The organism is Arthrobacter sp. TmtSoilC77, from assembly GCF_059739415.1.
The window spans coordinates 1,538,467-1,560,969 of sequence record NZ_AP046050.1 but is presented as its reverse complement, the minus strand read 5'-3'; the positions used below and the strand labels follow the sequence as shown (position 1 = coordinate 1,560,969).

The window sequence follows — 22,503 nt, the reverse complement described above, 5'->3', positions numbered from 1 at the left end:
CGCATACTTCCCGCGTATTCGTTGCCGGGGCTTCTAGACTTTCGGGGTGAAGATCTCCGAACCCGCGCCCGGCGTCCACTTTGTTGAAGGACCTGCGTCCAACTGGGTCATTCTCCGGGATGCCCCGGCCTCCGCGGACAGGTCCGCCTTCCTACTGATCGACGGCGGATACCCTGCCGATAGGGACCTGGTCCTCGAATCGATCACCGGGCTCGGGCTTGAGCCTGCTGATGCCAAAGCCATGCTCATCACGCACGGCCACGTGGACCACACGGGCTCGGCTGCGTACTTCTCCAGGACGTTCGGCACGCCCATCCTGTGTTCCCCCGAGGAATTGGCCCACGTGCAGGGCAAGGAAAAGCATCAGGTCACCATCGGCCAGGTGCTGGCACGGGCGTGGCGGCCACGTGTTTTCCGCTGGCTGCTCCATGTCATCCAAGCGAAAGCCCTCCAAGCCGAGCCCGCAACGCGTGCCGAGGCATGGGATGAGGACAGGCTCCGGAGCCTGCCTGGCCAGCCGGAAGCGATCCTCTTGCCCGGTCACACCCCAGGCAACGTTGCCCTACTGATCCCCGGGGCGCAGGCCATCGCCGTAGGTGACACATTTGCCAGTGGCCACCCGATCAGTTCGAAGTCCGGCCCACAGATGCTGCACCGGATGTACCACTCGAATCCGGAGACCGCCCTCGCAGCGGCACGCTCATTGGGTAAGATCCAAGCCAATGTGATCCTGCCGGGGCACGGCCCAGCGCTGCGCATGTCCTTGGCGGAAGCCGTCGCCGCCCTGCGCACCTAAGAACACAGAACGCCCAAGGGGCTTGCAGCTACATGTGCACGTGCAAGCGCCGCGCTGCCTCCGAGATGGACCCTGTCAGTGACGGGTACACCGTGAAAGCACTGGCGACGTCGTCCACGTGCAGTTTCTGCGTGACGGCCACGGAGATCGGGAAGATGAGCTCGGAAGCGTTGGGGCCAACCACCACGCCACCGATCACAGTGCCGGAACCCTTGCGGGCGATGATCTTGACGAAGCCATCCTTGGTGTTGCGCATCTTGGCGCGGGCGTTGCTGAGCAGCGAGAGCATCACGACATCGCCCTGGTACTTGCCGGAGGCGAGGTCGGCCTCGGACACGCCCACGGACGCGATTTCCGGGGAGGTGAAGATGTTGGACGCCACCTGGTTGAGCTTGAGCGGCTTCACGCCATCACCCATGAAGTGGGCAACCGCGATGCGGCCCTGCATGGCAGCGACGGAGGCCAACGCGAACACGCCGGTGCAGTCTCCGGCAGCGTAGATGTTGGGGGCAGTGGTGCGCGAAACACCATCCACCTTGATGTGCCCGGACTCCGTCAAAGTCACCCCGGCTTCCTCAAGCCCGATTCCCGCTGTGTTGGGGATGGAACCAACGCACACCAGGCAGTGCGAGCCCGTAACCACCGATCCGTCACCCAGGGTGACCTTCACGCCGTCGTCCGTCCGTTCAACTGCGTTGGCGCGCGACCGGGACAACACGCGTACGCCCCTGCGCTCGAACACGCCTTCCAGCAGTTTGGCAGCGTCCGTGTCCTCACCGGGGAGGACCTGGTCGCGGCTGGAAATCAGCGTGACCTTGGAACCGAGGCCGTTGTAGGCAGAGGCGAATTCCGCGCCGGTGACACCGGAGCCCACCACGATCAGTTCCTCGGGCAATTCGTCGAGGTTGTAGATCTGGGCCCAGTTGAGGATGCGTTCGCCGTCGGGCTTGGCGGTAGGGAGCTCGCGCGGGTGCGCGCCTACGGCCAGCAGGATGGCATCGGCGTCGATGGTCCGGACGCCTTCAAGGGTCAGCACCTCGATGGTGTTGTTGTCCAGCAACTTGCCGGAACCGATCACAATCTCAACGCCGAGGCGCTCCAGCCCCGTGCGGATGTCGTGGGACTGTCCACGGGCCAGATCCAGGACGCGATCGTTGATGTGCTTCAGGTCGGCGCGGGGCTTGGAGCCGCCACCGTCACCGTCGAATTTGACGCCCAACTCGTCCGCTTCACCGACGCGGGTCATGAGGTCGGCGGTGGCGATAAGGGTTTTGGAAGGCACGACGTCGGTCAGCACGGCGGAGCCGCCAAGGCCTGCCCGCTCGATGATGGTGACTTTTGCGCCAAGGGACGCGGCCACCATGGCGGCTTCATATCCTCCGGGACCACCTCCCAGAATCGCGATACGGGGGGAACTGAAGTCAACTTGGGTGGTCACAATCCTCAATTCTCGCTCATTGCACGGCAGGCTGCCAGTCAGCCAAGCCTCACCCGCCGGCGCGGACGGGTCCCTACCAAATTGCCGCACACGCAAGGTAGCTTGTACCAGTGAGTAACACTGAGCTGATGAACACAGACCCCTTCGAAGCTGCCCGGGCCGCGGCGGACTTCATCGCCGCCGAGACCGGCGTAGAGTCCCACGACGTAGCCTTGGTGCTCGGTTCCGGCTGGGCCGAAGCTGCCGATCTCATTGGCGAAACCACCGCCACCTTGAATGCCTCGGAGGTTCCCGGTTTCCATCAGCCTTCCGTTGTGGGCCATGTGGGAACCATCCGCTCCGTCCTGACCAAGGAAGGAAAGCGCGCCCTGGTCCTCGGAGCCAGGACGCACTATTACGAAGGCAAGGGTGTCCGGTCCGTGGTCCATGGCGTGCGCACCGCCGCAGCCGCGGGCTGCAAGACGCTGGTCCTCACCAATGGCTGCGGTGGCCTCAACGAGGAGTGGACCCCGGGCACGCCTGTTCTCATCAGCGACCACATCAACCTGACCGCTACGTCCCCGCTTGAGGGCGCCACGTTCGTGGACCTCACGGACCTCTACTCCTCACGTGTCCGGCAGCTGGCCCGCGAGGTGGATCCTTCATTGCAGGAGGGTGTCTACGCCCAGTTCAGCGGCCCCCACTACGAGACGCCTGCCGAGGTCCAGTACGCCAAGCGCATCGGCGCTGACCTCGTGGGGATGTCCACGGCGTTGGAAGCCATCGCCGGACGCCATGCAGGCATGGAGGTCTTCGGCATCTCGCTGGTCACCAACCTTGCCGCGGGCATCAGCCCGGTTCCGCTGAGCCACGCCGAGGTCCTCGAAGCCGGCCAAGCGGCGGGCAAGCGTATTTCCACGCTGCTGGCGGAGATCATCGCGAAGCTCTAAGGCAGCGCTAGCCCTTTACCGGCCCCTGGGTCGGAAGCGTGGGACCAACGCTGACCACCACCCCGTTGCTGGACACGCCTTCCACCGTGGCCGTGATGGTCACCTGACCTTGCACGGGGCCTCCCCGAACCAACCCATTGCTGACGGTGGCGATGACCGGGCGGCTTGACGCCCATGCAATGACCGGCTTCCCGGGTTTGCCGTCGCTGTACGTGACGGTGGCGGTCAGTTGGACAGTGGCGCCGGGCTCGAGTGCGTGCGGGCCAGCAGGACCCACGACGACGCGAATCACCGCATGCTCCACGGTCACCTTCGATTGCGCTTTCCATTCCTTGCCATCCGCGTCCACGTGCTTGGCTTCGATGAGCACTTGCCCTATGCCCTGCGCGGTCAGGAGTCCGGAGGCGGAGATTGTTGCGATCTTCGGGTTGCTGGTGGACCAGGTCACGTTGGACTCGGGTTTGGTGGACCCGTCCGTGTACGAGGCTACTGCGGTCATTTGGTGCGTCTGCCCTTGTTTGATCGTGAGTTCGGCGGGCTCAATCGCCAGGCCGGAGAGCTTGGCCGGCGGTGCCGGGTTGACGGTGATGCGTGCGGTGGCTTCGAACCCATCCTGCGATGCGGAGATGATGGCCGTGCCCGGAGCTGCGGCGGTGACCAGGCCGTCGCCGTCCACGGTCGCAATGCCAGGATCACGGGACCCCCAAATAGCTGTGACGTTGAGCCTTCCGAGTGACCCATCGCTGTACGTTCCCTCGGCGACGAGCGGTACCTTGCCTCCAGGATTTGTTTCAGCGTCACCAGGAGTGATGCGCAGGGCCGTGAGCGAGGCCGTTCCCGGCGTGGTGACCTTGAGCTCGAAGCGTCCGGAGACGCCGTCGACCGTCGCAGTCAGGCCAGCGACACCCGGCGCGACCGCCGTCGCCTGGCCATCGGCTGTGGTTTCGGCCACCGCGAGGTTGTCCGAGGCCCACTCGACGCCATCCTGTAACGGGCGCCGCGTGCCGTCGCTGTAGGTCGCTTCCGCGGACAACTGAAGAATGGCCCCGGGTTGGAGCGAGCTCGCCGGAGCGCTCACCGCGATGGATTCCAGCACTGCTGGTTGCCTGTCAAGGAGCACGCGGACAGCCACCAGCCCGGCCGCCACGAGCACCGCGGCCACGATCACCACCACCCAGGTTCGCACCAGCCTTCGCCGGATCGTGGACATGCCTTCGCCCAACGCCCGGTCCAGATCGGCCGGGTGGGTCTGCGCATGAAGCGCAGCCTCGGACAACAACCGCTCCCGCAGGGCGTCCCTCACGGCCGGCCTTCTTCCAACGCCAGGCGGTTGGTTTTCTCTTCGGCGGCCGCCAAGGACTTGCCCACTTCCAGGGCGGGACGATCAGTCATCCCCGCAATCTCGCCAACGGTCAGGTTCGCGAAGACATGAAGCACGACGGCGACCCTCTCGTCGTACGGCAACCGCGCCAAGGGAGACTTGCCGGCCTTAGGCTTCTTAGTCTGGCCGGCACGACTCTGCAGCCAATGTTCGTGCTTCTTCAGCAGCTCCACGAAGACGCACAGCGTGTAGACGCGCAACTGGGGCGTCACCGGCCCCTTCCACGCATTGGTGGACTGGGACCACGCCGCCTCCAGCAAGCGGCGTGCCGTTTCCGGGTTGTCGCAGAGCAAGTGGGCACAGTACTCCATGTCCCCCCTCTGCCGTTCGAAGACGCTGCGGAGCTCGTCTTCGCGGTCTTTGAGGGCGGGCGCGAGTTTGATGCTGGGGGAAGCCCCCAGTTCGATTTCCCGGATGGCGGGCATGAGGACGGCAACGGCCAGGGTCAACAGGCCTGCCCCGATGGGGACGGCGGATAAAAGATCCGGAACCAGCCAGCCTGCCACGATCGCTGCCAACGCAAGGATGGCGAGGACCAGCCGCAGTGGAGTCAGGGAGGACCGCCAACGCCGCTTTGGTAACTCACACATGCTGCACCAGCTCACACCAGGCGGGGTCCGGCTCGGAGGGGTGCGCCGGAATCGCTACCACATTTTACGTCCACCGATTGGACTTTTAGAAGGAGTTTCCCGCTGGGGACTGCCGCATAAGCCAGGAAATGCGGGGCGTCAAGTCAAACGGACCCCGCGTAAACGCACAGTTAATTCTCAGAATAAGTCAGTTTTATTTCGACATATTTGATCGAGGCGCTGGGTTGTGGCACGCGCGCGCATTGGAGAATGTAAACGCTTGCACACATATGTCTGACAAGTGATTTAAGGCCGTGAAATGTTGTTTGATTTGACCCCTCACACGTGTTTAGCGTGGGAGTCGTTCCGGTAAGTCGACGTACTGGAACCACCGCGGCGAGAACCCCATAAGGGATCGCCGCACCTCGAAACGATGGCGTCCCTCGAAGACGCCTTCAGCGGATCGACGGACGCCGGAGTTGATAGCACTCCACGAAGTCCAACACTCCGCGAGAAGAGCAAGCATGAACACGCACTCAACCCCAACACGGCCGCGCCGCCGTCTGCGACAGGCAGCCGCCCTCGCAGCCGCAGCCAGCGTTGCCGGCAGCATCCTGCTGGTGACCCCGGCCGCGCAGGCCAACCTGCCGGCCGACCCGCCGTCGAACACCATGCCGGCACCCACGCCCGGCTTCCCACTGCCCTCCGTCCACACGCAGGAGGCGTACGACCCCGCCGCCGACTTCACGTCCAAATGGACGCGGGCAGACGCCAAGCAGATCATGGCACAGAGCAACACCAACGTTGCTCCGGGCCAGAACTCCATGAGCCCGGACGTCACCATGCCGGAAATCCCCAAGGACTTCCCCGCCATGAACGACGACGTCTGGGTCTGGGACACCTGGTCCCTGACAGACGAGAACGCGAACCAGATCAGCTACAAGGGCTGGGACGTCATCTTCTCCCTGGTAGCTGACCGGCACGCCGGCTACGGCTTCGACCAGCGCCACTGGAACGCCCGGATCGGGTACTTCTTCCGCAAGACCAACGCCGATCCGGCCAAGGACAAGTGGAACTACGGCGGACACCTGTTCCTGGACAACACGTCCATCGGCAACACCGAGTGGTCCGGCTCGACGCGCCTCATGCAGGGCAACAAGATCAACGTCTTCTACACGGCCACCACGTTCTACGACGTCGCTGAGCGCAACGCCGGTGGCGGCGGCATCGCTCCGGATGCTGTCATCGCCAAGGCCCTGGGCAACATCCACGCCAACCAGGACGGCGTGACCTTCGACGGCTTCGAGCACACCAAGCTGCTGGAGCCGGACGGAAAGATGTACCAGAACAAGGCCCAGAACCCGGGCTTCGCCTTCCGTGACCCGTACACCTTCGCGGACCCGGCGCACCCGGGCAAAACCTTCATGGTCTTCGAAGGCAACACCGGCGGCAACCGCGGCGACTACAAGTGCAAGCAGGAAGACCTCGGCTACCGTCCGGGCGATCCTCACGCCGAGACCGTGAACCAGGTCAACACCACCACCGGCGCCTGGTACCAGACCGCCAACGTGGGCCTGGCAGTTGCAGACAACAAGGACCTCACCAAGTGGAGCTTCCTGCCCCCGATCCTGTCCGCCAACTGCGTCAACGACCAGACTGAGCGTCCGCAGATCTACATCCAGAACGAAAACGGCAAGAACAAGTACTACCTGTTCACCATCAGCCACCAGTTCACCTACGCGGATGGCATGCGCGGCCCGGACGGCGTCTACGGCTTCGTGGGCAACGGCGTTCGCTCCGACTTCCAGCCGGTGAACAACAGCGGCCTGGCCCTGGGCTCCCCCACGGACCTGAACATGCCGGCCAATGCGCCGGAGGGTCCGGACCCGCGCCAGAACGGCCGTCAGTTCCAGGCTTACTCGCACTACGTACAGCCTGGCGGCCTCGTGCAGTCGTTCATCGACAACGTGGACGGCGTCCGCGGCGGCTCCCTGTCCCCCACCGTGAAGATGAACTTCCAGGGTGGCGTGACGCAGGTTGACCGCACCTTCGGCAAGAACGGCCTCGGCCCGTTCGGCTACCTGCCCACCAACCTCCGCGTTGGCGGCGAAGGCCTCTACAAGTAGGCCGCAACACCCCCGGCCTTAAGGCCACGGCAGGGGTGCGGGCTCCATAAGGGCCGGCACCCCTGCCACTCCCCAACCCCAGGATCTCTCCCCATGACTTACCCCAATCCCCGCCTGTCCCGCCGTCATCTGCTGGCCGCAAGTGCCGCCGTCGTGGTCGCCTTTTCCGCCGCTGCCTGCACTGCTCCAGCACCTGAAAGCCCGACGTCGGCCCCCGCCACGGGCGGGCACCGGCCATCGGCTTCGGATCCATGGCGGCCGGCAGCCCACCTGACTGCTGACAAGAACTGGCTCAACGATCCCAACGGCCTCGTTTACCACAATGGGACCTACCACGCCTTCTACCAGTACAACCCTCGGGGAAACTCGTGGGGCAACATGTCCTGGGGCCACTCCACCAGCACGGACCTGGTGCACTGGGAACAGCAGGCTGTTGCCATGGAGGCAAGCCCGCAGGAGGAAATCTTCTCCGGTTCGATCGTGATGGATAAGAACAACGCGTCCGGGCTGGGGTCCGCGCAGAACCCACCCATGGTGGCCCTCTACACCAGTGCATATGGAAAGAACGGCGCACTCCCCCAAGGTGCCCAGGCACAGTCCGTGGCCTTCAGCCTGGACAACGGAAGCACCTGGCAGAAGTACAAGGGCAACCCGGTCCTGAACCTGGCGCCTACCAACAACAACTTCCGCGACCCCAAGATCACTTGGTACGAGCCCGGCCGATACTGGGTGATGACCACGGTCGTGGCGGACGCGCAGGTAGTGAAGATGTTCAAATCCACGGATCTTCTGCACTGGGACTTCCTCAGTGATTTCTCCGGGGTCGGCGCCCAGGGCGGACTCTGGGAGGTGCCCGAACTCGTCCAGATGGACGTAGAGGGCTCCACAGCGAAGAAGTGGGTCATGCTGCTGAGCATCAACCCCGGCGGCATCGCGGGCGGCTCAGGCATGCAGTACTTCGTCGGCGAATTCGACGGCACCCGTTTTACGGCTGAAAACGCCGCGCCCGCCGATGCTCCGCTCACCGAATCCCAGTGGCTGGACCATGGCGCCGACTACTACGCGGCAAACTCCATCTCCGGAGCACCCGGCGGCAAGCCAGTGCTCCTTGGCTGGATGGGCAATTGGGATTACGCCCAACACGTTCCCACCACGCCGTGGCGCGGGTCCATGGCAATCCCCCGCGAACTCACCCTGGTACGGGGCGAAAAGCGCTTGGAGCTCCGCTCGGCGATCGCCACCCAGGCCCTTAACACCATGGCTGACAGTTCCGGTGGTGAGGTGAAGAGCAAAAACCTCACCGTCGGGCCGGACGCGCAGGATCTTGGCGCCGATTTCTCCGCCCGTACGCAGCTCATTGACCTCGAAATGGACCTTACCTCCGCGCGGGAAGCAGGTATTCTCCTTCGTCGATCGGCTGATGGCAGCGCCAGCCTGCGTATCTCCTACAACAAGGAAAAGCGCACGGTAAAGGTTGACCGTTCCAAGGCCGGGACAAGCAATTTCTCGGAGAAATTCAGCCCCTATCACGAGGTTGCCCTTCCCTCCTCCGGCAGCGACAGCAAAGTCCACCTGCGTATCCTCCTGGATTCCTCGTCCGTGGAGGTCTTCGCCCAGGATGGTGCGGCAGTTATTTCCGACATCTTCTTCCCGGACTGGGACAACACGGGATCTTCTGTGTTCAGCATGGATGGGAACACGGACTTCACCGTCCAATCCCGCTCGCTCTAAAGCAACGCGGGGTCAGATACGGCCCATTACGACCAGATTTATGGGCCGTATCTGACCCCGCGTTGCCTTTGATGTGGGCAATGAGGATAGTTTTGTCCCTATGACATCAAGCGATGCCGCCCTTAACCAGCTGCTCACCGACGCCCGCGAATGGGCTTCCCACGATCCGGACCCCACGACGTCGGCAGCTCTCCTTGAGCTCACCGACCTCGCCAGCGGCGGTGACGCAGGAGCAGTCCAGGAACTGGGCGACAGCTTCAATGGCACCCTGCAGTTTGGCACCGCCGGCCTTCGAGCTGCCCTCGGACCAGGCCCCAACCGGATGAACAGGGTGGTGGTCCGCCGGGCAGCGGCCGGCTTGGCTGCTTTCCTGGCCGAAGTGGTGGCCGCAGCTGCACCGGGTACCCGGCCGCGCGCCGTCGTCGGCTTTGACGCCCGCTACAACTCAGACATCTTCGCGCAAGAGACGGCTGCAATCTTTACGGCAGCAGGCATTGAAACCTTCCTGATGCCGGCAGCGCTTCCGACGCCGTTGCTCGCCTACGCGGTCAGGTCACTGGATTGCGACGGCGGTGTCATGGTCACAGCGAGCCACAACCCGCCGCAGGACAACGGTTACAAGGTCTACCTGGGACGCCATGCAGTATCTGAAAGCGGGCGCGGTTCCCAGATCGTGGCCCCGTACGATGCTCAGATTGCCGAAAAGATTGAGGCCGTGGGCGCATTGGAGTCGATCACGCTGGCAGACGATGGCTGGACTGTCCTGCCCACCTCCATCACCGCTGACTACCAAGCCGCGATGGCAGGCTTGGTGGATGCAGAGCACTTCCCCGCCCGGGACCTGAAGATCGTCCTGACCCCCATGCATGGCGTGGGTGGTGAAACAGCCGTATCCGTGCTGAATGCAGCCGGCTTCGCAAATGTCACGCTCGTGGCGGAACAGGCCGAGCCGGACCCTGATTTCCCCACGGTCGCATTCCCCAACCCGGAAGAGCCCGGCGCCCTGGACCTGGCTCTCGCGGCTGCTGCGGACCTGGGTGCCGACATCGTCTTGGCCAATGACCCCGATGCCGATCGCGCGGCGGTCGCTGCGGTTGACCCTGCAACGGGAGCCTGGCGGATGCTGCGCGGGGACGAAGTGGGTGCGCTCCTGGGCGCCCATATCGTTGCACGGATGGCCGCCGGTGCCGGCGAAGAACCCAGGGCAGGCGTCTTCGCCAACTCGATCGTGTCCTCGCGGCTGTTGTCGCGCATTGCGTTTGCGGCGGGATATGCCCATGAGGAAACGCTCACGGGCTTCAAGTGGATTTCGCGCGTTCCAGGACTCACCTATGGTTACGAGGAAGCGCTGGGTTATTGCGTGGCGCCGGATCTGGTCCGGGACAAGGACGGCATCTCGGCGGCGGTGTTGATCGCGGAATTGGCGGCAACCGCAAAGGCCGAGGGCAAGACGATCTTCGACACCCTGGATGAGCTGTACCTGGTGCACGGGCTTCATGCGAGTGACCAGTTGAGCATCCGCGTGGCGGACCTGGGTCTCCTGGACGCCATGATGAACCGATTACGCGTCAACCCGCCGGAAGCGTTTGGAGGCTCCGCCGTCGAGGTTTTCACCGATCTTGCCGAAGGCAGCGAATCCCTGCCGCCCACGGACGGGCTTTTGTATCTCACACGGGACCAGAGCCGCGTGATCATCCGGCCCAGCGGCACCGAACCAAAGCTCAAGTGTTACCTGGAGGTGATCCAGGCTGTGGAGTCGGCGGCAGAGCTTCCTGCAGCACGCCAAGCAGCGCGGACATCCCTGGACGATGTCCTTGGGGATGTCCGCGAGGCGTTGGGTTTGTAGCCGCCGGAGTCCGGCGTTTTAGAGTTCAACCTCGATATAGCCATCCACAAGGCGGGTGGCAAAGGTTGCGAGCTTAAGGTCGGGGTCGGTGAAGCACTCACCGGTTTCGAGGTCGTAAACCTCTTTGTGCAGCGGCGACGCAATGGTCGGCCGGCTGCCGCGGGACCCGATAATGCCGCGGGCCATGACGTTGGCCAGGGTGGCCGGGTCCTGCTGTGCGACGGCGAAGACTTCGCCGGGTGCGATGCGGAACAACGCTACCTGGCGGCCCTCGATCAATGCCGCTTCGCCCCAGGCCACTTCGAGTTCATCCACTGCGCACACACGGTGCCATTCGCCAACGGCGGTAGTAGTCAGCTCGTCGGCACGGTCCAGAATTACGGTCATTTCAGCCCCTCTCACTGTGTCCGGGCGCTGGCAATTTCCACCTTCACTCCCCCGGACCGGGCCACGCTTGCGGCCACTCTTCAAAGCTAGGGCGCGGGTGTTTCATCGGGGGTCCGCATTTGTGTCCGGTGCGTAAAAGAGACCTCACACCTTGCGAAATGCGTTCGTGATGCAGAAGTTAAGATCACGAAACAAAGGGGAAACTGAAGCGAAACTGCCCGTCCCTAGGCTGGAAGCACAAGTTGCGGAGATCCGTCTGCAACATCTGCGAAAGGCCCACCAGTGACCGGACACACTTCAAGTACAGAGAACCCGCGCCGCATCGTTGTCGTCGGAGGCGGCCCTGCGGCCCACCGTTTCGCCGACGCAATGTACAACCGCGGTCTTGAAGGCTGGCAGGTTACGGTTCTGACCGAAGAGGCGCACCTCCCCTACGACCGCGTTGCCTTGAGCAAGGCGCTGACGGAAACCGACGTGGACCTCACCCTGGGCGATGCTGCCATGTGGGACCACGAGGCCCTGACGCTGAAGACCGGCGAGCGCGCAGTCAAGATTGATTCCGTTGCCAAGAGTGTCCTCACCGCGGCGGGCAACAAGTACGAATACGACCACCTGGTGGTTGCCTCTGGTTCGGATGCAGCCCGGCTCCCCATCCCTGGCTCCGAGCACACCCACGTTTACCGCACGCTCGAGGACGTTTGGGCGATTAACAAGGCCATTGCGGAGCTCCGCGAAAAACTGGGCCGCAAGGTTAACGCGGTCACCATCGGCGGTGGCTTGCTGGGCCTTGAATCCGCTGCAGGCACCGAGCAGCTGGGCGCCACGCCGATCGTCATCAACGGTGCGCCGTGGCTCATGAACACGCAGTTGGATGAAGGCGCCGGCCAGGCACTTGGCCGCCTGATCGAGGCGAAGGGCTTCGAAGTCCACGGCGGTGTCTTCCCGTCCGAGGTACTGACGGACGACGACGGCCAGGTCACCGGCGTCCTGATGGCAGATGGCCGCATTATTGATGCGGACCTCGTGATCGTGGCTATCGGTGTAAAGCCGCGCGATGATCTCTTCCGCGCAGCTGAGGGCGAAGAGCAGCTGTTTAGCCTGGGCCAGCGCGGCGGCGTGGTGATCAACGATTTCTGTGCCACCGAGGTGGACGGTATTTGGGCTATCGGTGAAGTGGCCAACTTCGAGGGCATGTGCCTGGGCCTCGTTGCTCCGGCAAACACCATGGCCGAGATCGTTGCCGACCGCCTGCACGGCGGCGAGGCGACGTTCCCGGGCTTCGACACGGCCACCAAGCTGAAGTTGTCCGGGGTGGATGTGGCGAGCTTCGGCGATGCCTTCGCCACGACTGAGCACTCCCTCGAAATCGTCTACGCAGACCCCGCCCGTGGCGTTTACCAGAAGATCGTCACCACTGACGATGCCAAGACCCTCCTGGGCGGCATCTTCGTCGGCGATGCTTCGCCTTACATGAGCCTGCGTCCGCTGCTGGGACGTGAATTGCCTGCCGAGCCCGGCGCCTTCCTGAGCGCTGCCGGTGGCGGAGAGGCTCCGGAAACCGAGCTGCCTGACGATGCAATCCTGTGCTCCTGCAACAACGTGTCCGCCGGAACCATTCGCGACACCATCAATGGGTGCGGTGCCTGCGAAGGCAACGCCCCGGTCCAGGAACTCGGTGAGGTCAAAGCCTGCACGCGTGCCGGCACCCAGTGTGGTTCCTGCGTCCCCATGCTGAAGAAGCTCCTCGAAGGCGAACTGAAGAAGTCCGGCATCGAGGTTTCCAAGGCCCTGTGCGAACACATCAGCCTGTCCCGCCAGGAGCTGTTCGACGCCATCCGTGTCCTGGAACTTACCTCCTTCGAAGACATCATGGCCAAGTACGGCACGGGTGCTGGTTGCGATATCTGCAAGCCGACCATCGCCTCCATCCTGGCCAGCCAGCACTCCGCCTACGTCCTGGATGCCGGCCGTGGTTCCCTGCAGGACACCAACGACCGCGCCTTGGCGAACATGCAGAAGGACGGCACCTACTCGGTGGTACCGCGTATTGCCGGTGGTGAAATTACTCCCAAGGGTCTCGGTGTCATCGCAGCGGTCGCGGAAAAGTACAACCTGTACACCAAGATCACCGGCGGCCAGCGTATCGATATGTTCGGTGCGCGCCTCGAGCAGCTGCCGGACATCTGGAAGGAACTGGTTGATGCCGGCTTCGAATCCGGCCAGGCCTATGGCAAGAGCCTGCGCACGGTGAAGTCCTGCGTTGGGTCCACGTGGTGCCGCTTCGGCGTCCAGGATTCCGTAGCCATGGCCATCGCCCTGGAACTGCGCTACCGGGGCCTGCGCAGCCCGCACAAGCTGAAGATGGGCGTGTCCGGTTGCGCCCGCGAATGCGCGGAGGCCCGCGGCAAGGACGTCGGCGTCATCGCCACGGCTGACGGCTGGAACCTGTACGTCGGCGGCAACGGTGGTGCTACCCCGGCACACGCACAGTTGCTTGCCAAGGACCTGGATGACGAAACACTGCTGAAGTACATCGACCGCTACCTCATGTACTACATCCGTACCGCCGACCGCCTGCAGCGCACCGCGCGTTGGCAGGAAGAGCTCGACGGCGGCATCAAGCACGTCGAGGAAGTAGTGGTACACGACTCGCTTGGCATCGCCGAGGAGCTTGAAGCGGCCATGGCCAAGCACATCGACACCTACGAGGACGAGTGGGCTGAGACCTTGAAGGACCCGGAGCGCCTCCGCCGTTTCCGTTCCTTCGTCAACGCCCCCAACCAGAAGGACGAGTCCATCTCCTTCGTTCCGGAGCGGGGCCAGATCCGCCCTGCGACGAACGAGGAAAAGGGCGGAGTGCTCATCGCCTCCACCATCCCGGTCCGCCGCGAAACTGTCGGCGCAGAACCCGTCGGCGCAGAGAAGTAGGGGAACCCATGCAGCTCACCATTGATCTCACAGGCCGCGACGTCCTCGTCACGGGATCCGAAAAAGCCGCCCGCCAGGCCGTCCGCCGCTACGAGGCTGCCGGGGCCAACGTTTACCGCCTCAGCACGCCTGCCGGCGCACCCGGCGACGGACCGCTGCCCGAGCGTCCGTTCCTGGTAGCAGTGGTGGACGACGGCGACGCCGGCTGGGAGCCTTTGGTTGAACGCTGCGGCGGTGCCGGTATTCCGGTAGCTTTCGAGCCGGCACCAGGCATCGAGGGGCATGTGACCCTGGTGGGCGGTGGTCCGGGCGCCCTGGATCTCCTCACGGTTGGTGCGGTGGACGCCCTCCGCGATGCCGACGTCGTGTTTTACGATCGCCTGGCCCCGTACCAGGAGCTGGCCGACCTGACGTCCGGCGAGTTGGTGGACGTTGGAAAGCAGCCCGGGCACCACAAGGTCACGCAGCGTGACATCGAGAAACTCATGGTGGAAGCTGCGCTCCTGGGCAAGAACGTGGTCCGGCTCAAGGGCGGCGATCCATACGTCTTTGGCCGCGGCGGCGAAGAAGTGGCAGCCTGCGTTGCCGCTGGCGTTCCCGTCCGCGTGATCTCCGGCGTTACGAGTGCTATCTCCGTTCCGGCTGCAGCGGGAATTCCGGTAACGCACCGCGAGGTCAGCCACATGTTCACCGTGGTTTCCGGACACGCCCCGCTGACGGAGAAGGAACACACGCACCTGGCAGGACTCGGCGGCACGATCGTGGTCCTTATGGGCATCGGAACGCTCCCGCAGCTTGCCGCCGGTTTGCGCCGGGCGGGCATGGAGGCCGACATGCCGATGGCCGTAGTGGAGCGCGGCTACCGCCCGGGCCAACGCACCACCATCGCCGATCTGGGTACGATCGAAACGGCAGCCACCGGTTGCAGCAACCCGGCCGTGCTGGTCATAGGCGAGGTGGTCCGGGTGGCTGAAGCCAACCGTAATCATGCCGAAGCATCCGCTGAACTGAGCCGACTCGCGGCTTCGCTCCTTGAAGCCTGAAAGTAAATCAATGACTGTTGCACGTGCCTTTGAAATCCAAGACGTCACAACCGCCACGGACGTTTCAGAAGCTACCGAAGCGCCCTTGGACGGGTTCCGCATCGGCGTTACCTCGCATCGCCGTTCCAGGGACCTCATCGAGGCCCTGGAACGGCGCGGTGCGAGCGTGCTCCATGCCCCGGCCTTGAAAATCGCGCCCGTGCAGGAGGACATGGTCCTCATCGAGGACACCCGCACCATCATCGCCGCCAAGCCGGATATCTGCATCGCCACCACGGCCTATGGCATGCGCCGCTGGTGCGAGGCGGCGGACTCCTTCGGCATCGGCGAGCAACTCCTGGAAACACTCTCGGCCTGCCGCATGTTCGTTCGGGGACCCAAAGCCCGGGGGGCCGTCCGCGCGGCCGGCCTTGCCGACGTCGGAATCAGCAGTGACGAAACCACGGCGACACTTGTGGACATGCTCCTGGCGGAGGGCGTCCGGGGCAAGACCGTTGCTGTGCAGCTGCACGGGTACACCGATGTGCGCCAGCTGGAGCGCCTCCGGATGTCCGGCGCCACGGTCCTGACGGTGACGCCATACCGCTGGGTCAAGCCCGACGGCGAGGACAAACTCCCGCGCCTGATCGAGGCCGTGTGCAACGGCAACCTTGACGTCCTGACCTTCACCAGCGCCCCCGCAGTGGACGCGATGTGGAGCACCGCGCACGAGATGGGCCTGTACCGTCAGCTCATCGAGGCGCTCAAGGGGCCCGTCACGGTTGCCGCCGTCGGGCCCGTCACGGCACAGCCACTGGTCGACGCCGGCCTGACGCCACTCATTCCCGACCGTTACCGCATGGGCGCACTCATTCGCCTGGTGACGGAGCACCTGTCCTTGAACCACGTGCGCCGCCTGGAAACCAAGAGCGCCACCATCGAACTCCGCGGGCGCTGCCTGCGAATCAATGGCGAAGTAGTGGAACTCGCTCCGGCGCCCCTGCTCTTGCTCCGGGCCCTGCTGGGCGCCGGTGGTGCGGTGCTGTCCCGTGAATCGCTCTCGGACCTCCTGGACCTCCGCGGTTCCGTGCACGCCCTGGACATGACAGTCAGCCGGCTTCGCTCCTCGCTTCCGGACGGCAAGCTCATAGAAACCGTCGTGAAGCGGGGGTACCGGCTGCGGGCTTAAGTTCCCTGGGCTCGCTAGCCCGGGTCAAGCCCGCCTGCAGACCCTTGCTCAACAAGGCACCGCAACGTCCAGGACGTGCGGTGCCTTTCGCTTTTAAGGGCGTGCCCCTTGCCTTGACAGTTGCAAAACGTTTTAGGTAGTGTGATCCAGACAACATTCAAAACGTTTTGCAAAGGGCTGTCGATGACGACGAAGGTAGGAATCCGCGAAGTGGCGAAGGCTGCCGGCGTTTCAATCACCACTGTTTCCCATGCCCTCAACGACGCCACCAGCGATCGCGTGAACCGCAAAACGCAAGAACACGTCCGGGCGGTGGCCAAGGATCTGGGCTACGCCCCCAATCGTTTGGCCAGCGGACTGCGGAACCAGCGTTCGCAGATAATTGGCCTCGTCAGTGATCAAATCACCACCACGCCCTTTGCCGGGGCCATGATCCGTGGCGCCCAGGAAACCGCGTATCAGCGGGGCTACCTGCTGATGGTGCTCAATTCGGGGCTTGACAACGATCTTGAGAAACACGAAATCCAAACCCTCCAGCAACACCAGGTGGACGGGATCGTTTACGCCCGGATGTACCACCAGGGCGTCACGGTTCCCGAGGAGCTTTACGAAGTCCCCACGGTCCTGCTGGACGCGGCCTCCGCTGACAGTTCAATCTCCTCAGTGGTCCCGGATGAAATCGCCGCCGCGGAAAGTGCGGTGGAAATCCTGGCTGCTGCAGGGCATACAAGGATCGGGATGATCAACAATATTGACGACATCCCGGCCACGCACGGACGGCTGGAGGGCTACCGAAACGCCCTACTCCGCAACGGGCTGCCGGAAGATCCCCGGCTCGTCGCCTCCGCGGTCTCGGACACTGTCGGCGGCAGGCAGGCAGCGGCACAACTGCTGTCTTTACCTGATCGGCCCACTGCCCTGTTCTGCTTCAACGACCGCATGGCCATGGGCGCCTACCAATCGGCTTCGGCAGCAGGCCTTCGCATCCCGGAAGACCTCTCAGTGGTGGGAATGGACAACCTTGAACTCATCGCAGATGCGCTGTGGCCAGGGCTGACCACCGTTGCCCTTCCGCATTACGAGATGGGGTGCTGGGCCGTTACCCGGCTCCTGGACGACATTGAAAAACCCGGCACGCCGCCGGGGCAGAAAAAACTCATCTGCCCCGTCATCGAACGGGGTTCGGTGGCACCGCCACGCTGACATAAACCACCAACCCACACGAAACACCACGTCACCACACCGGAATTCCGCAAGAAGAGGGGCGCAGCCGTTGCAGCGGCTGCGCCCCGAAGGACCCGGGCCAATCATCCACACCCAAAATCAGCAGAAAGATTGAGAATCATGAACAAACGATTCACGCGGATCCTGGCAACCAGCATAGCTGCGGCGGCCCTCGTCGGCAGTCTGGGCGCCTGCGGCAAGGGCAGTTCCTCGTCCACAGGCGATGGCCCCAAAGAGATCACCATGTGGACCCACGCCGCCGGAAACCCGGAGGAACTGGCGGCGACCCAGGCGATCGTTGACTCCTATAACAAAAGCAGTGGCGCGAAGGCGCAGATCAAGGTGCAGGCCTTCCCGCAGGAGTCCTACAACGATTCCGTCGTGGGGGCTGCGTCAGCCGGGAAACTTCCCTGCATCGTGGACATTGACGGGCCCAACGTTCCCAACTGGGCATGGGCCAAGTACCTGGCGCCGCTGAAGCTGTCCGCGGACCTTTCCAAGAACCTCCCCAGCACTGTTGCCAAGTGGCAGGGCGAGACCTATGCGGTTGGGTACGGCGACGTCGCTTTGTCCATGTTTGCCCGCAAATCCGATCTCGCAGCGGCGGGCGTCCGGGTCGCCACCATAGAGAAGCCATGGACGAAGGACGAGTTCCAGGACGCGTTGACCAAACTCAAGGCACTGGGTAAATGGGATTACCCACTGGACATGGGTACTGCCGGAACCGGCGAGTGGCTGCCCTATGCGTACTCGCCGTTCCTGCAGTCCTTCGGCGGAGACCTGATCAACCGCGGGGACTACCAGTCTGCCGACGGAGCCCTGAATGGCGATAAGGCTGTCGAATGGGCCAAGTGGTTCCGCGGGCTGGCGGATCAGGGCTTCATGGCGACGAAGAGCGGGAAAGATTCCACCCAGGACTTCCTGAACAACAAGAGCGGCCTCCTCTACACCGGCTCCTGGGCCGGGGACAAGGCCCGGGCTGCCCTGGGAGATGAGCTGGTGGTCATGCCCAGCGTGGATCTGGGCAACGGTCCCAAGATCGGCGGAGCTTCCTGGCAGTGGGGCGTCACCAGCGGCTGCAACAATATGGATGCCGCGATGGACTATCTGTCCTATTCCTTGAAGCCTGAAAACGTGGCGTCCGTCATCAAGGCAACTGGAGGCATCCCGGCCACCAATGAAGCCGCGGCCCTGATTCCCGCATTCGCCGAGGGCGGTGCCAACCGTATCTTCATGGAGTTCTCGCGTCACTACGCGGTATTGCGGCCCGAAACCCCGGCTTACCCGTTCATCGCCACCGAATATGGCAAGGCTGTCCAGGACATCCTTGCCGGCGCGGATCCCAAGGCGGCCCTGGACAAGGCGGTCAAGGCGATTGACGCCAACATCAAGTCCAACGGCGGCTACAAGAACTAGCCGGCGGCAGCCGGACGGGCGACGGCGGCACTCACCCTGCCGCCGTCGTCGGACCTCCCGGCCCCCGACTGTCTACGGAGAATCCCATGACAACCACCCAAATTCCCCCAAGTCCTGGCCGCCGCGTGGCGGCCCCCGCCCCGGCGGCACCGCCCAGCAAACCCCACCGCCGGCCGCGCTACCTGCGCGAGCAGCTGAGCGGATGGGCAATGATTGCCCCCGCCGCAGCCCTGCTTCTGCTCTTTGTGTTCCTCCCCGCGATCCTGGGCTTCGGCCTGGCCTTCACCAATGCCCGCCTTGTGTCACCGCGACCCGTTGAGTTTGTGGGTGCGGACAATTTCGTCCGCCTCTTCACGGATCCCACGTTCTGGCGCGCACTGCTGAATGTCAGCTACTTCGCGGTTGTAGTGGTGCCCGTCCAGTCCGGCCTTGCCCTGGCGATGGCGCTCCTGATCAACAAGAAGTTCCGCGGGGTGAACTTCTTCCGCACCCTGTACTTCCTTCCGGTGGTGACGTCCATGGTGGTGGTGTCCCTGCTGTGGCTGTTCATGTACCGCAAGGACGGGCTGATCAATGAGTTCCTGTCCGCGGCCAGCTTCGGCCTGATCGACGGCCCGGACTGGCTCAACGATCCAGCCACATCCATGCCTGCCATCATCATCCTGTCCATCTGGCAGGCCGCCGGCTTCCACATGATCATCTGGCTTGCCGGCCTGCAGAGCATCTCCGGGGAACTGTACGAGGCAGCCCAGCTTGACGGGGCAAGCCGCTGGCACCAGTTCCGGTACGTAACCTGGCCGGGCCTCAGACATACCCGAACCCTGATCCTGGTGACCATCACCATCCAGGCGCTCGGGCTCTTCGACCAAGTCAGCGTCATGACCCAGGGCGGGCCGCTCGATTCCACCACCACCATTATTTTCGAGGCGGTGCGCTCCGGCTTCAAGCAGCAGGAAACATCCTATGCATCGGCCATCTCCCTCGTATTCTTCGTCCTTGTGCTGCTGATCTCCGCAGTGCAGCGCTACCTGACCCGAGAGAAGGACTGACATGAAAGAGACACTCACATCCAAGCGTCTCAGCAGTGCAGGGACCATGCTGGTGCGGATCCTGTTCGCCGTCGTCGCCGCATTCCCTCTCGTGTTCATGCTGGTGTCTTCACTCAAGCCGGACCATCAGATCTTCGGGGACATGACCTCGGTGGCAGCCTTCCTGCCCATCGGCAATATCTCGTTCGACAACTACGCTGCTGTGTTTGACCGTGTGCCAGCCGCCCGCTTCCTGATCAACTCCATCGGCGTTTCTGCTGTGACAGTGGTGCTGGGGATCTTCATCAACAGCCTCTGCGCCTTCGCCCTGTCCCGGATGGAGGTCCGCGGCAAGCGCATAGTGTTCACCGCGATCCTGGCCACGCTGATCGTCCCCTTCCAGACGCTGGCGCTGCCGCTGGTGTGGTGGGTGAACCAGTTGCCGTTCTTTGAGCTCAACGGGTTCAGCCTCGAGATCTCCAAGGGCTGGCTGGACACGTACCAGGTCCAGATCATCCCGTTCATCGCCAATGCGTTCTCCATCTACCTGTACCACCAGTACTTTGAGTCGATCCCGAAGGAACTGGATGAGGCCGCGAGGATTGACGGCGCTGGCTGGTTCAGGATCTACCGCCTGGTGGTGATGCCCCTGGCAGGCCCAGCTACAGCCACGGTGGCGATCCTGACGTTCCTGCCCGCCTGGAACTCCTACCTTTGGCCGCTCATGGTGGTCCAGTCCGAGGAGCTCCGGCCCGTCATGATCGGCATCCAATACTTCTTCCAACTCAACGTCTCCTGGGGCGAAGTCATGGCTTATGCCTCCCTCATCACCGTCCCGGTGGTAGTGCTGTTCATCGCGTTCCAGCGCTCCTTCATCAACAGCATCGCCTCCAGCGGCGTCAAGGGCTGACCATCTTGTCCCTCATGCGAAAGGGAAATACTCCCATGAACACAACCGCCGACCTCGACTGCCGGTACCGGCCCCAGTGGCACTACTCCGCGCAGCGCAACTGGCTCAACGACCCCAACGGACTTCTCTACTCCAAGGGCGTCTACCACCTCTTCTACCAGCACAACCCGGACGGCGATACGTGGGGCAACATGTCCTGGGGCCACGCCACCTCGGTGGACCTGCTGCGTTGGGATGAGCAGCCAGTTGCCATCCCCTGCGATGACGAGGAAGCCATCTACTCCGGCTCCGCTGTGGTGGATATCCATAACACGAGCGGTCTCGGCACCGCAGACAACCCGCCCCTCGTGGCGATCTATACGAGCGCCTACACCTCCGGCTCGCCCATGGCCGGCCTTCAAGCGCAGTCCCTTGCCTACAGCACGGATGACGGCGCCACCTGGACGAAGTACTCGGGAAACCCTGTGCTGGACAGGGCCTCCCCGGACTTCCGTGATCCGAAAGTCTTTTGGTACGACGGCGACGCCGGCAGTTACTGGGTCATGGTCGCCGTCGAAGCAGCCCGTCGTGAAGTCGTGCTCTATAGCTCACCGGACCTGCTGTCCTGGGAATACCTCAGCACCTTCGGCCCGGCGAACGCCACAGAAGGCGTGTGGGAATGTCCGGACCTGTTTGAACTTCCAGTGGATGGCGACGCCTCCAACACCCGGTGGGTTCTGGTGGTAAACCTCAGCCCGGGCGGTATCGCCGGCGGCTCCGGCGGCCAGTACTTCCTCGGAACGTTCGACGGCGTGACGTTCCATTCCGAAACAACCGTCACCGAAGGCCTCCAGGCCGATGACACCCGGATGGCCGAGTACGGCTGGCTCGACTGGGGCCGGGACTACTACGCCGCCGTCTCCTTCAGCAACGTACCCGGCGGACGCCGGCTCATGATCGGCTGGATGAACAATTGGCAGTACGCCGCTGAGACACCCTCAGACGGCTGGCGCAGCGCCATGTCGCTCGTTCGCGAAGTGAAGCTGGTTTCCCGAGGCGGGCGTCCCGTGTTGTTACAGGAGGCAATTGACCCCTTTGAAGACCATGCGACGGAGAATTTGGCACTGGCTGGGCAACGGCTGGAACCCGGCCTGACGTGGCTTCCCGAAGAGGTATCCGGGGACGTGCTAAGGATCGATGCCGAGTTCGAGCCCGGGCATGCCGGAAGGGTCGGCATCGTGCTGCGGGCCGACCCCCGGCAAGGGGCCGCACCGGGCGGCTTTTCCGCAGGTATGGAGTGCACAGTGCTGGCCTACGACCCGGCGACGGGGGAACTCAGCCTGGACCGCACCGAATCCGGCAACGTCGGATTCCACGAGGCATTTCCTTCAGTGGATCGCGTTGCTGTACCTCTGGAAGATGGCCGGATACGGCTTCGCATCTTTGTGGACCGCTGTTCCGTGGAGGTCTTCGCCCAGGACGGCAGGGCGACCATCACCGATCAAATCTTTCCGGCGGACTCCAGTACGGCCCTTGCCCTCCTTGCAGAAGGTGAGGGGGCCAACCTGGTGAGCTTCGCCGTCGTGCAGTAACGGCAGCACCAA

Annotated in this window: 17 protein-coding genes; 13 read left to right on the top strand and 4 right to left on the bottom strand. The window is 63.6% G+C overall.

Translation table 11 applies throughout. The features are described 5' to 3' along the window. Positions 1-46 precede the first annotated feature (46 nt). Entirely contained in the window at positions 47-796 is a 750-nt protein-coding gene (locus tag AC6I99_RS07240) for an MBL fold metallo-hydrolase (RefSeq protein ID WP_497945558.1), read from the top strand. A 28-nt stretch (positions 797-824) separates the two neighbouring features. On the opposite strand, the gene AC6I99_RS07235 is transcribed toward AC6I99_RS07240, so the two are convergent. Then, positions 825-2,234 carry an NAD(P)H-quinone dehydrogenase gene (locus tag AC6I99_RS07235; protein ID WP_224091906.1) on the bottom strand — a complete coding sequence of 470 codons (1,410 nt, stop codon included), beginning with the start codon at positions 2,232-2,234 and terminating at the stop codon, positions 825-827. Positions 2,235-2,362: 128 nt separating this feature from the next. Between AC6I99_RS07235 and AC6I99_RS07230 the strand changes: the two genes are divergently transcribed. Continuing rightward, positions 2,363-3,163, top strand: a complete 801-nt coding sequence (locus AC6I99_RS07230) for a purine-nucleoside phosphorylase (protein WP_224091904.1) — start codon at positions 2,363-2,365, stop codon at positions 3,161-3,163. A gap of 7 nt (positions 3,164-3,170) precedes the next feature. Here the strand turns inward: AC6I99_RS07230 and AC6I99_RS07225 are convergent, their stop codons facing one another. Together AC6I99_RS07225 and AC6I99_RS07220 are read right to left on the bottom strand one after the other, a co-directional pair. Next, positions 3,171-4,466: an Ig-like domain-containing protein gene (locus AC6I99_RS07225; RefSeq protein WP_497945559.1), complete on the bottom strand. Its 1,296-nt coding sequence runs from the start codon at positions 4,464-4,466 to the stop codon at positions 3,171-3,173. After that, entirely contained in the window at positions 4,463-5,134 is a 672-nt protein-coding gene (locus AC6I99_RS07220) for a hypothetical protein (RefSeq protein ID WP_497945560.1), read from the bottom strand. The genes AC6I99_RS07225 and AC6I99_RS07220 overlap by 4 nt, the downstream gene beginning before the upstream one ends. A 503-nt stretch (positions 5,135-5,637) precedes the next feature. On the opposite strand from AC6I99_RS07220, the gene AC6I99_RS07215 reads away from it, so the two are divergent. From AC6I99_RS07215 to AC6I99_RS07205, 3 genes are all read left to right on the top strand, one after another. After that, the gene (locus AC6I99_RS07215; protein ID WP_224166879.1) at positions 5,638-7,239 is read left to right on the top strand and encodes a glycoside hydrolase family 68 protein; all 1,602 of its coding nucleotides are present in this window, start codon (positions 5,638-5,640) and stop codon (positions 7,237-7,239) included. A gap of 93 nt (positions 7,240-7,332) precedes the next feature. Next, complete coding sequence (locus tag AC6I99_RS07210; RefSeq protein WP_497945561.1) at positions 7,333-8,970, top strand: glycoside hydrolase family 32 protein; 1,638 nt, start codon at positions 7,333-7,335, stop codon at positions 8,968-8,970. Positions 8,971-9,070: 100 nt separating this feature from the next. Further along, positions 9,071-10,816, top strand: coding sequence for a phospho-sugar mutase (locus AC6I99_RS07205; RefSeq protein ID WP_497945562.1), 1,746 nt, complete (start codon positions 9,071-9,073; stop codon positions 10,814-10,816). A gap of 18 nt (positions 10,817-10,834) precedes the next feature. On the opposite strand, the gene nirD is transcribed toward AC6I99_RS07205, so the two are convergent. Then, complete coding sequence (gene nirD / locus AC6I99_RS07200) at positions 10,835-11,203, bottom strand: nitrite reductase small subunit NirD (RefSeq protein WP_497945563.1); 369 nt, start codon at positions 11,201-11,203, stop codon at positions 10,835-10,837. 282 nt (positions 11,204-11,485) lie between these two features. Between nirD and nirB the strand changes: the two genes are divergently transcribed. The 8 genes from nirB to AC6I99_RS07160 all read left to right on the top strand — a co-directional run bounded on the left by nirB (position 11,486) and on the right by AC6I99_RS07160 (position 22,491). Next, a complete protein-coding gene (gene nirB / locus AC6I99_RS07195) occupies positions 11,486-14,131 on the top strand; it encodes a nitrite reductase large subunit NirB (protein ID WP_497945564.1) in 2,646 nt (881 codons plus the stop codon). An 8-nt stretch (positions 14,132-14,139) separates the two neighbouring features. Then, on the top strand, positions 14,140-15,174 hold the full coding sequence (gene cobA / locus AC6I99_RS07190; protein ID WP_497945566.1) for a uroporphyrinogen-III C-methyltransferase: 1,035 nt from the start codon (positions 14,140-14,142) through the stop codon (positions 15,172-15,174). Positions 15,175-15,184: 10 nt separating this feature from the next. Beyond that, positions 15,185-16,342, top strand: a complete 1,158-nt coding sequence (locus AC6I99_RS07185; RefSeq protein ID WP_497945570.1) for a uroporphyrinogen-III synthase — start codon at positions 15,185-15,187, stop codon at positions 16,340-16,342. Between the two features lie 183 nt (positions 16,343-16,525). After that, positions 16,526-17,545 (top strand): LacI family DNA-binding transcriptional regulator, encoded by a 1,020-nt coding sequence (locus AC6I99_RS07180; RefSeq protein WP_224091879.1) that lies wholly within the window; start codon positions 16,526-16,528, stop codon positions 17,543-17,545. Positions 17,546-17,686: 141 nt separating this feature from the next. Further along, a complete protein-coding gene (locus tag AC6I99_RS07175; protein WP_497945577.1) occupies positions 17,687-18,982 on the top strand; it encodes a sugar ABC transporter substrate-binding protein in 1,296 nt (431 codons plus the stop codon). Positions 18,983-19,068: 86 nt separating this feature from the next. Further along, entirely contained in the window at positions 19,069-20,031 is a 963-nt protein-coding gene (locus AC6I99_RS07170) for a carbohydrate ABC transporter permease (protein WP_224166877.1), read from the top strand. Between the two features lies 1 nt (position 20,032). Further along, a complete protein-coding gene (locus tag AC6I99_RS07165) occupies positions 20,033-20,920 on the top strand; it encodes a carbohydrate ABC transporter permease (protein WP_497945585.1) in 888 nt (295 codons plus the stop codon). A gap of 35 nt (positions 20,921-20,955) precedes the next feature. Continuing rightward, a complete protein-coding gene (locus AC6I99_RS07160) occupies positions 20,956-22,491 on the top strand; it encodes a glycoside hydrolase family 32 protein (RefSeq protein ID WP_497945588.1) in 1,536 nt (511 codons plus the stop codon). Positions 22,492-22,503: the final 12 nt, after the last annotated feature.

Coding starts and splice junctions, on each gene's coding strand:
- AC6I99_RS07230 (WP_224091904.1), top strand. CDS start 2,363: ATGAACACAGACCCCTTCGAAGCTGCCCGGGCCGCGGCGGACTTCATC.
- AC6I99_RS07220 (WP_497945560.1), bottom strand. CDS start 5,134: ATGTGTGAGTTACCAAAGCGGCGTTGGCGGTCCTCCCTGACTCCACTG.
- AC6I99_RS07215 (WP_224166879.1), top strand. CDS start 5,638: ATGAACACGCACTCAACCCCAACACGGCCGCGCCGCCGTCTGCGACAG.
- AC6I99_RS07210 (WP_497945561.1), top strand. CDS start 7,333: ATGACTTACCCCAATCCCCGCCTGTCCCGCCGTCATCTGCTGGCCGCA.
- AC6I99_RS07205 (WP_497945562.1), top strand. CDS start 9,071: ATGACATCAAGCGATGCCGCCCTTAACCAGCTGCTCACCGACGCCCGC.
- nirD (WP_497945563.1), bottom strand. CDS start 11,203: ATGACCGTAATTCTGGACCGTGCCGACGAGCTGACTACTACCGCCGTT.
- cobA (WP_497945566.1), top strand. CDS start 14,140: ATGCAGCTCACCATTGATCTCACAGGCCGCGACGTCCTCGTCACGGGA.
- AC6I99_RS07185 (WP_497945570.1), top strand. CDS start 15,185: ATGACTGTTGCACGTGCCTTTGAAATCCAAGACGTCACAACCGCCACG.
- AC6I99_RS07180 (WP_224091879.1), top strand. CDS start 16,526: ATGACGACGAAGGTAGGAATCCGCGAAGTGGCGAAGGCTGCCGGCGTT.
- AC6I99_RS07175 (WP_497945577.1), top strand. CDS start 17,687: ATGAACAAACGATTCACGCGGATCCTGGCAACCAGCATAGCTGCGGCG.
- AC6I99_RS07170 (WP_224166877.1), top strand. CDS start 19,069: ATGACAACCACCCAAATTCCCCCAAGTCCTGGCCGCCGCGTGGCGGCC.
- AC6I99_RS07165 (WP_497945585.1), top strand. CDS start 20,033: ATGAAAGAGACACTCACATCCAAGCGTCTCAGCAGTGCAGGGACCATG.
- AC6I99_RS07160 (WP_497945588.1), top strand. CDS start 20,956: ATGAACACAACCGCCGACCTCGACTGCCGGTACCGGCCCCAGTGGCAC.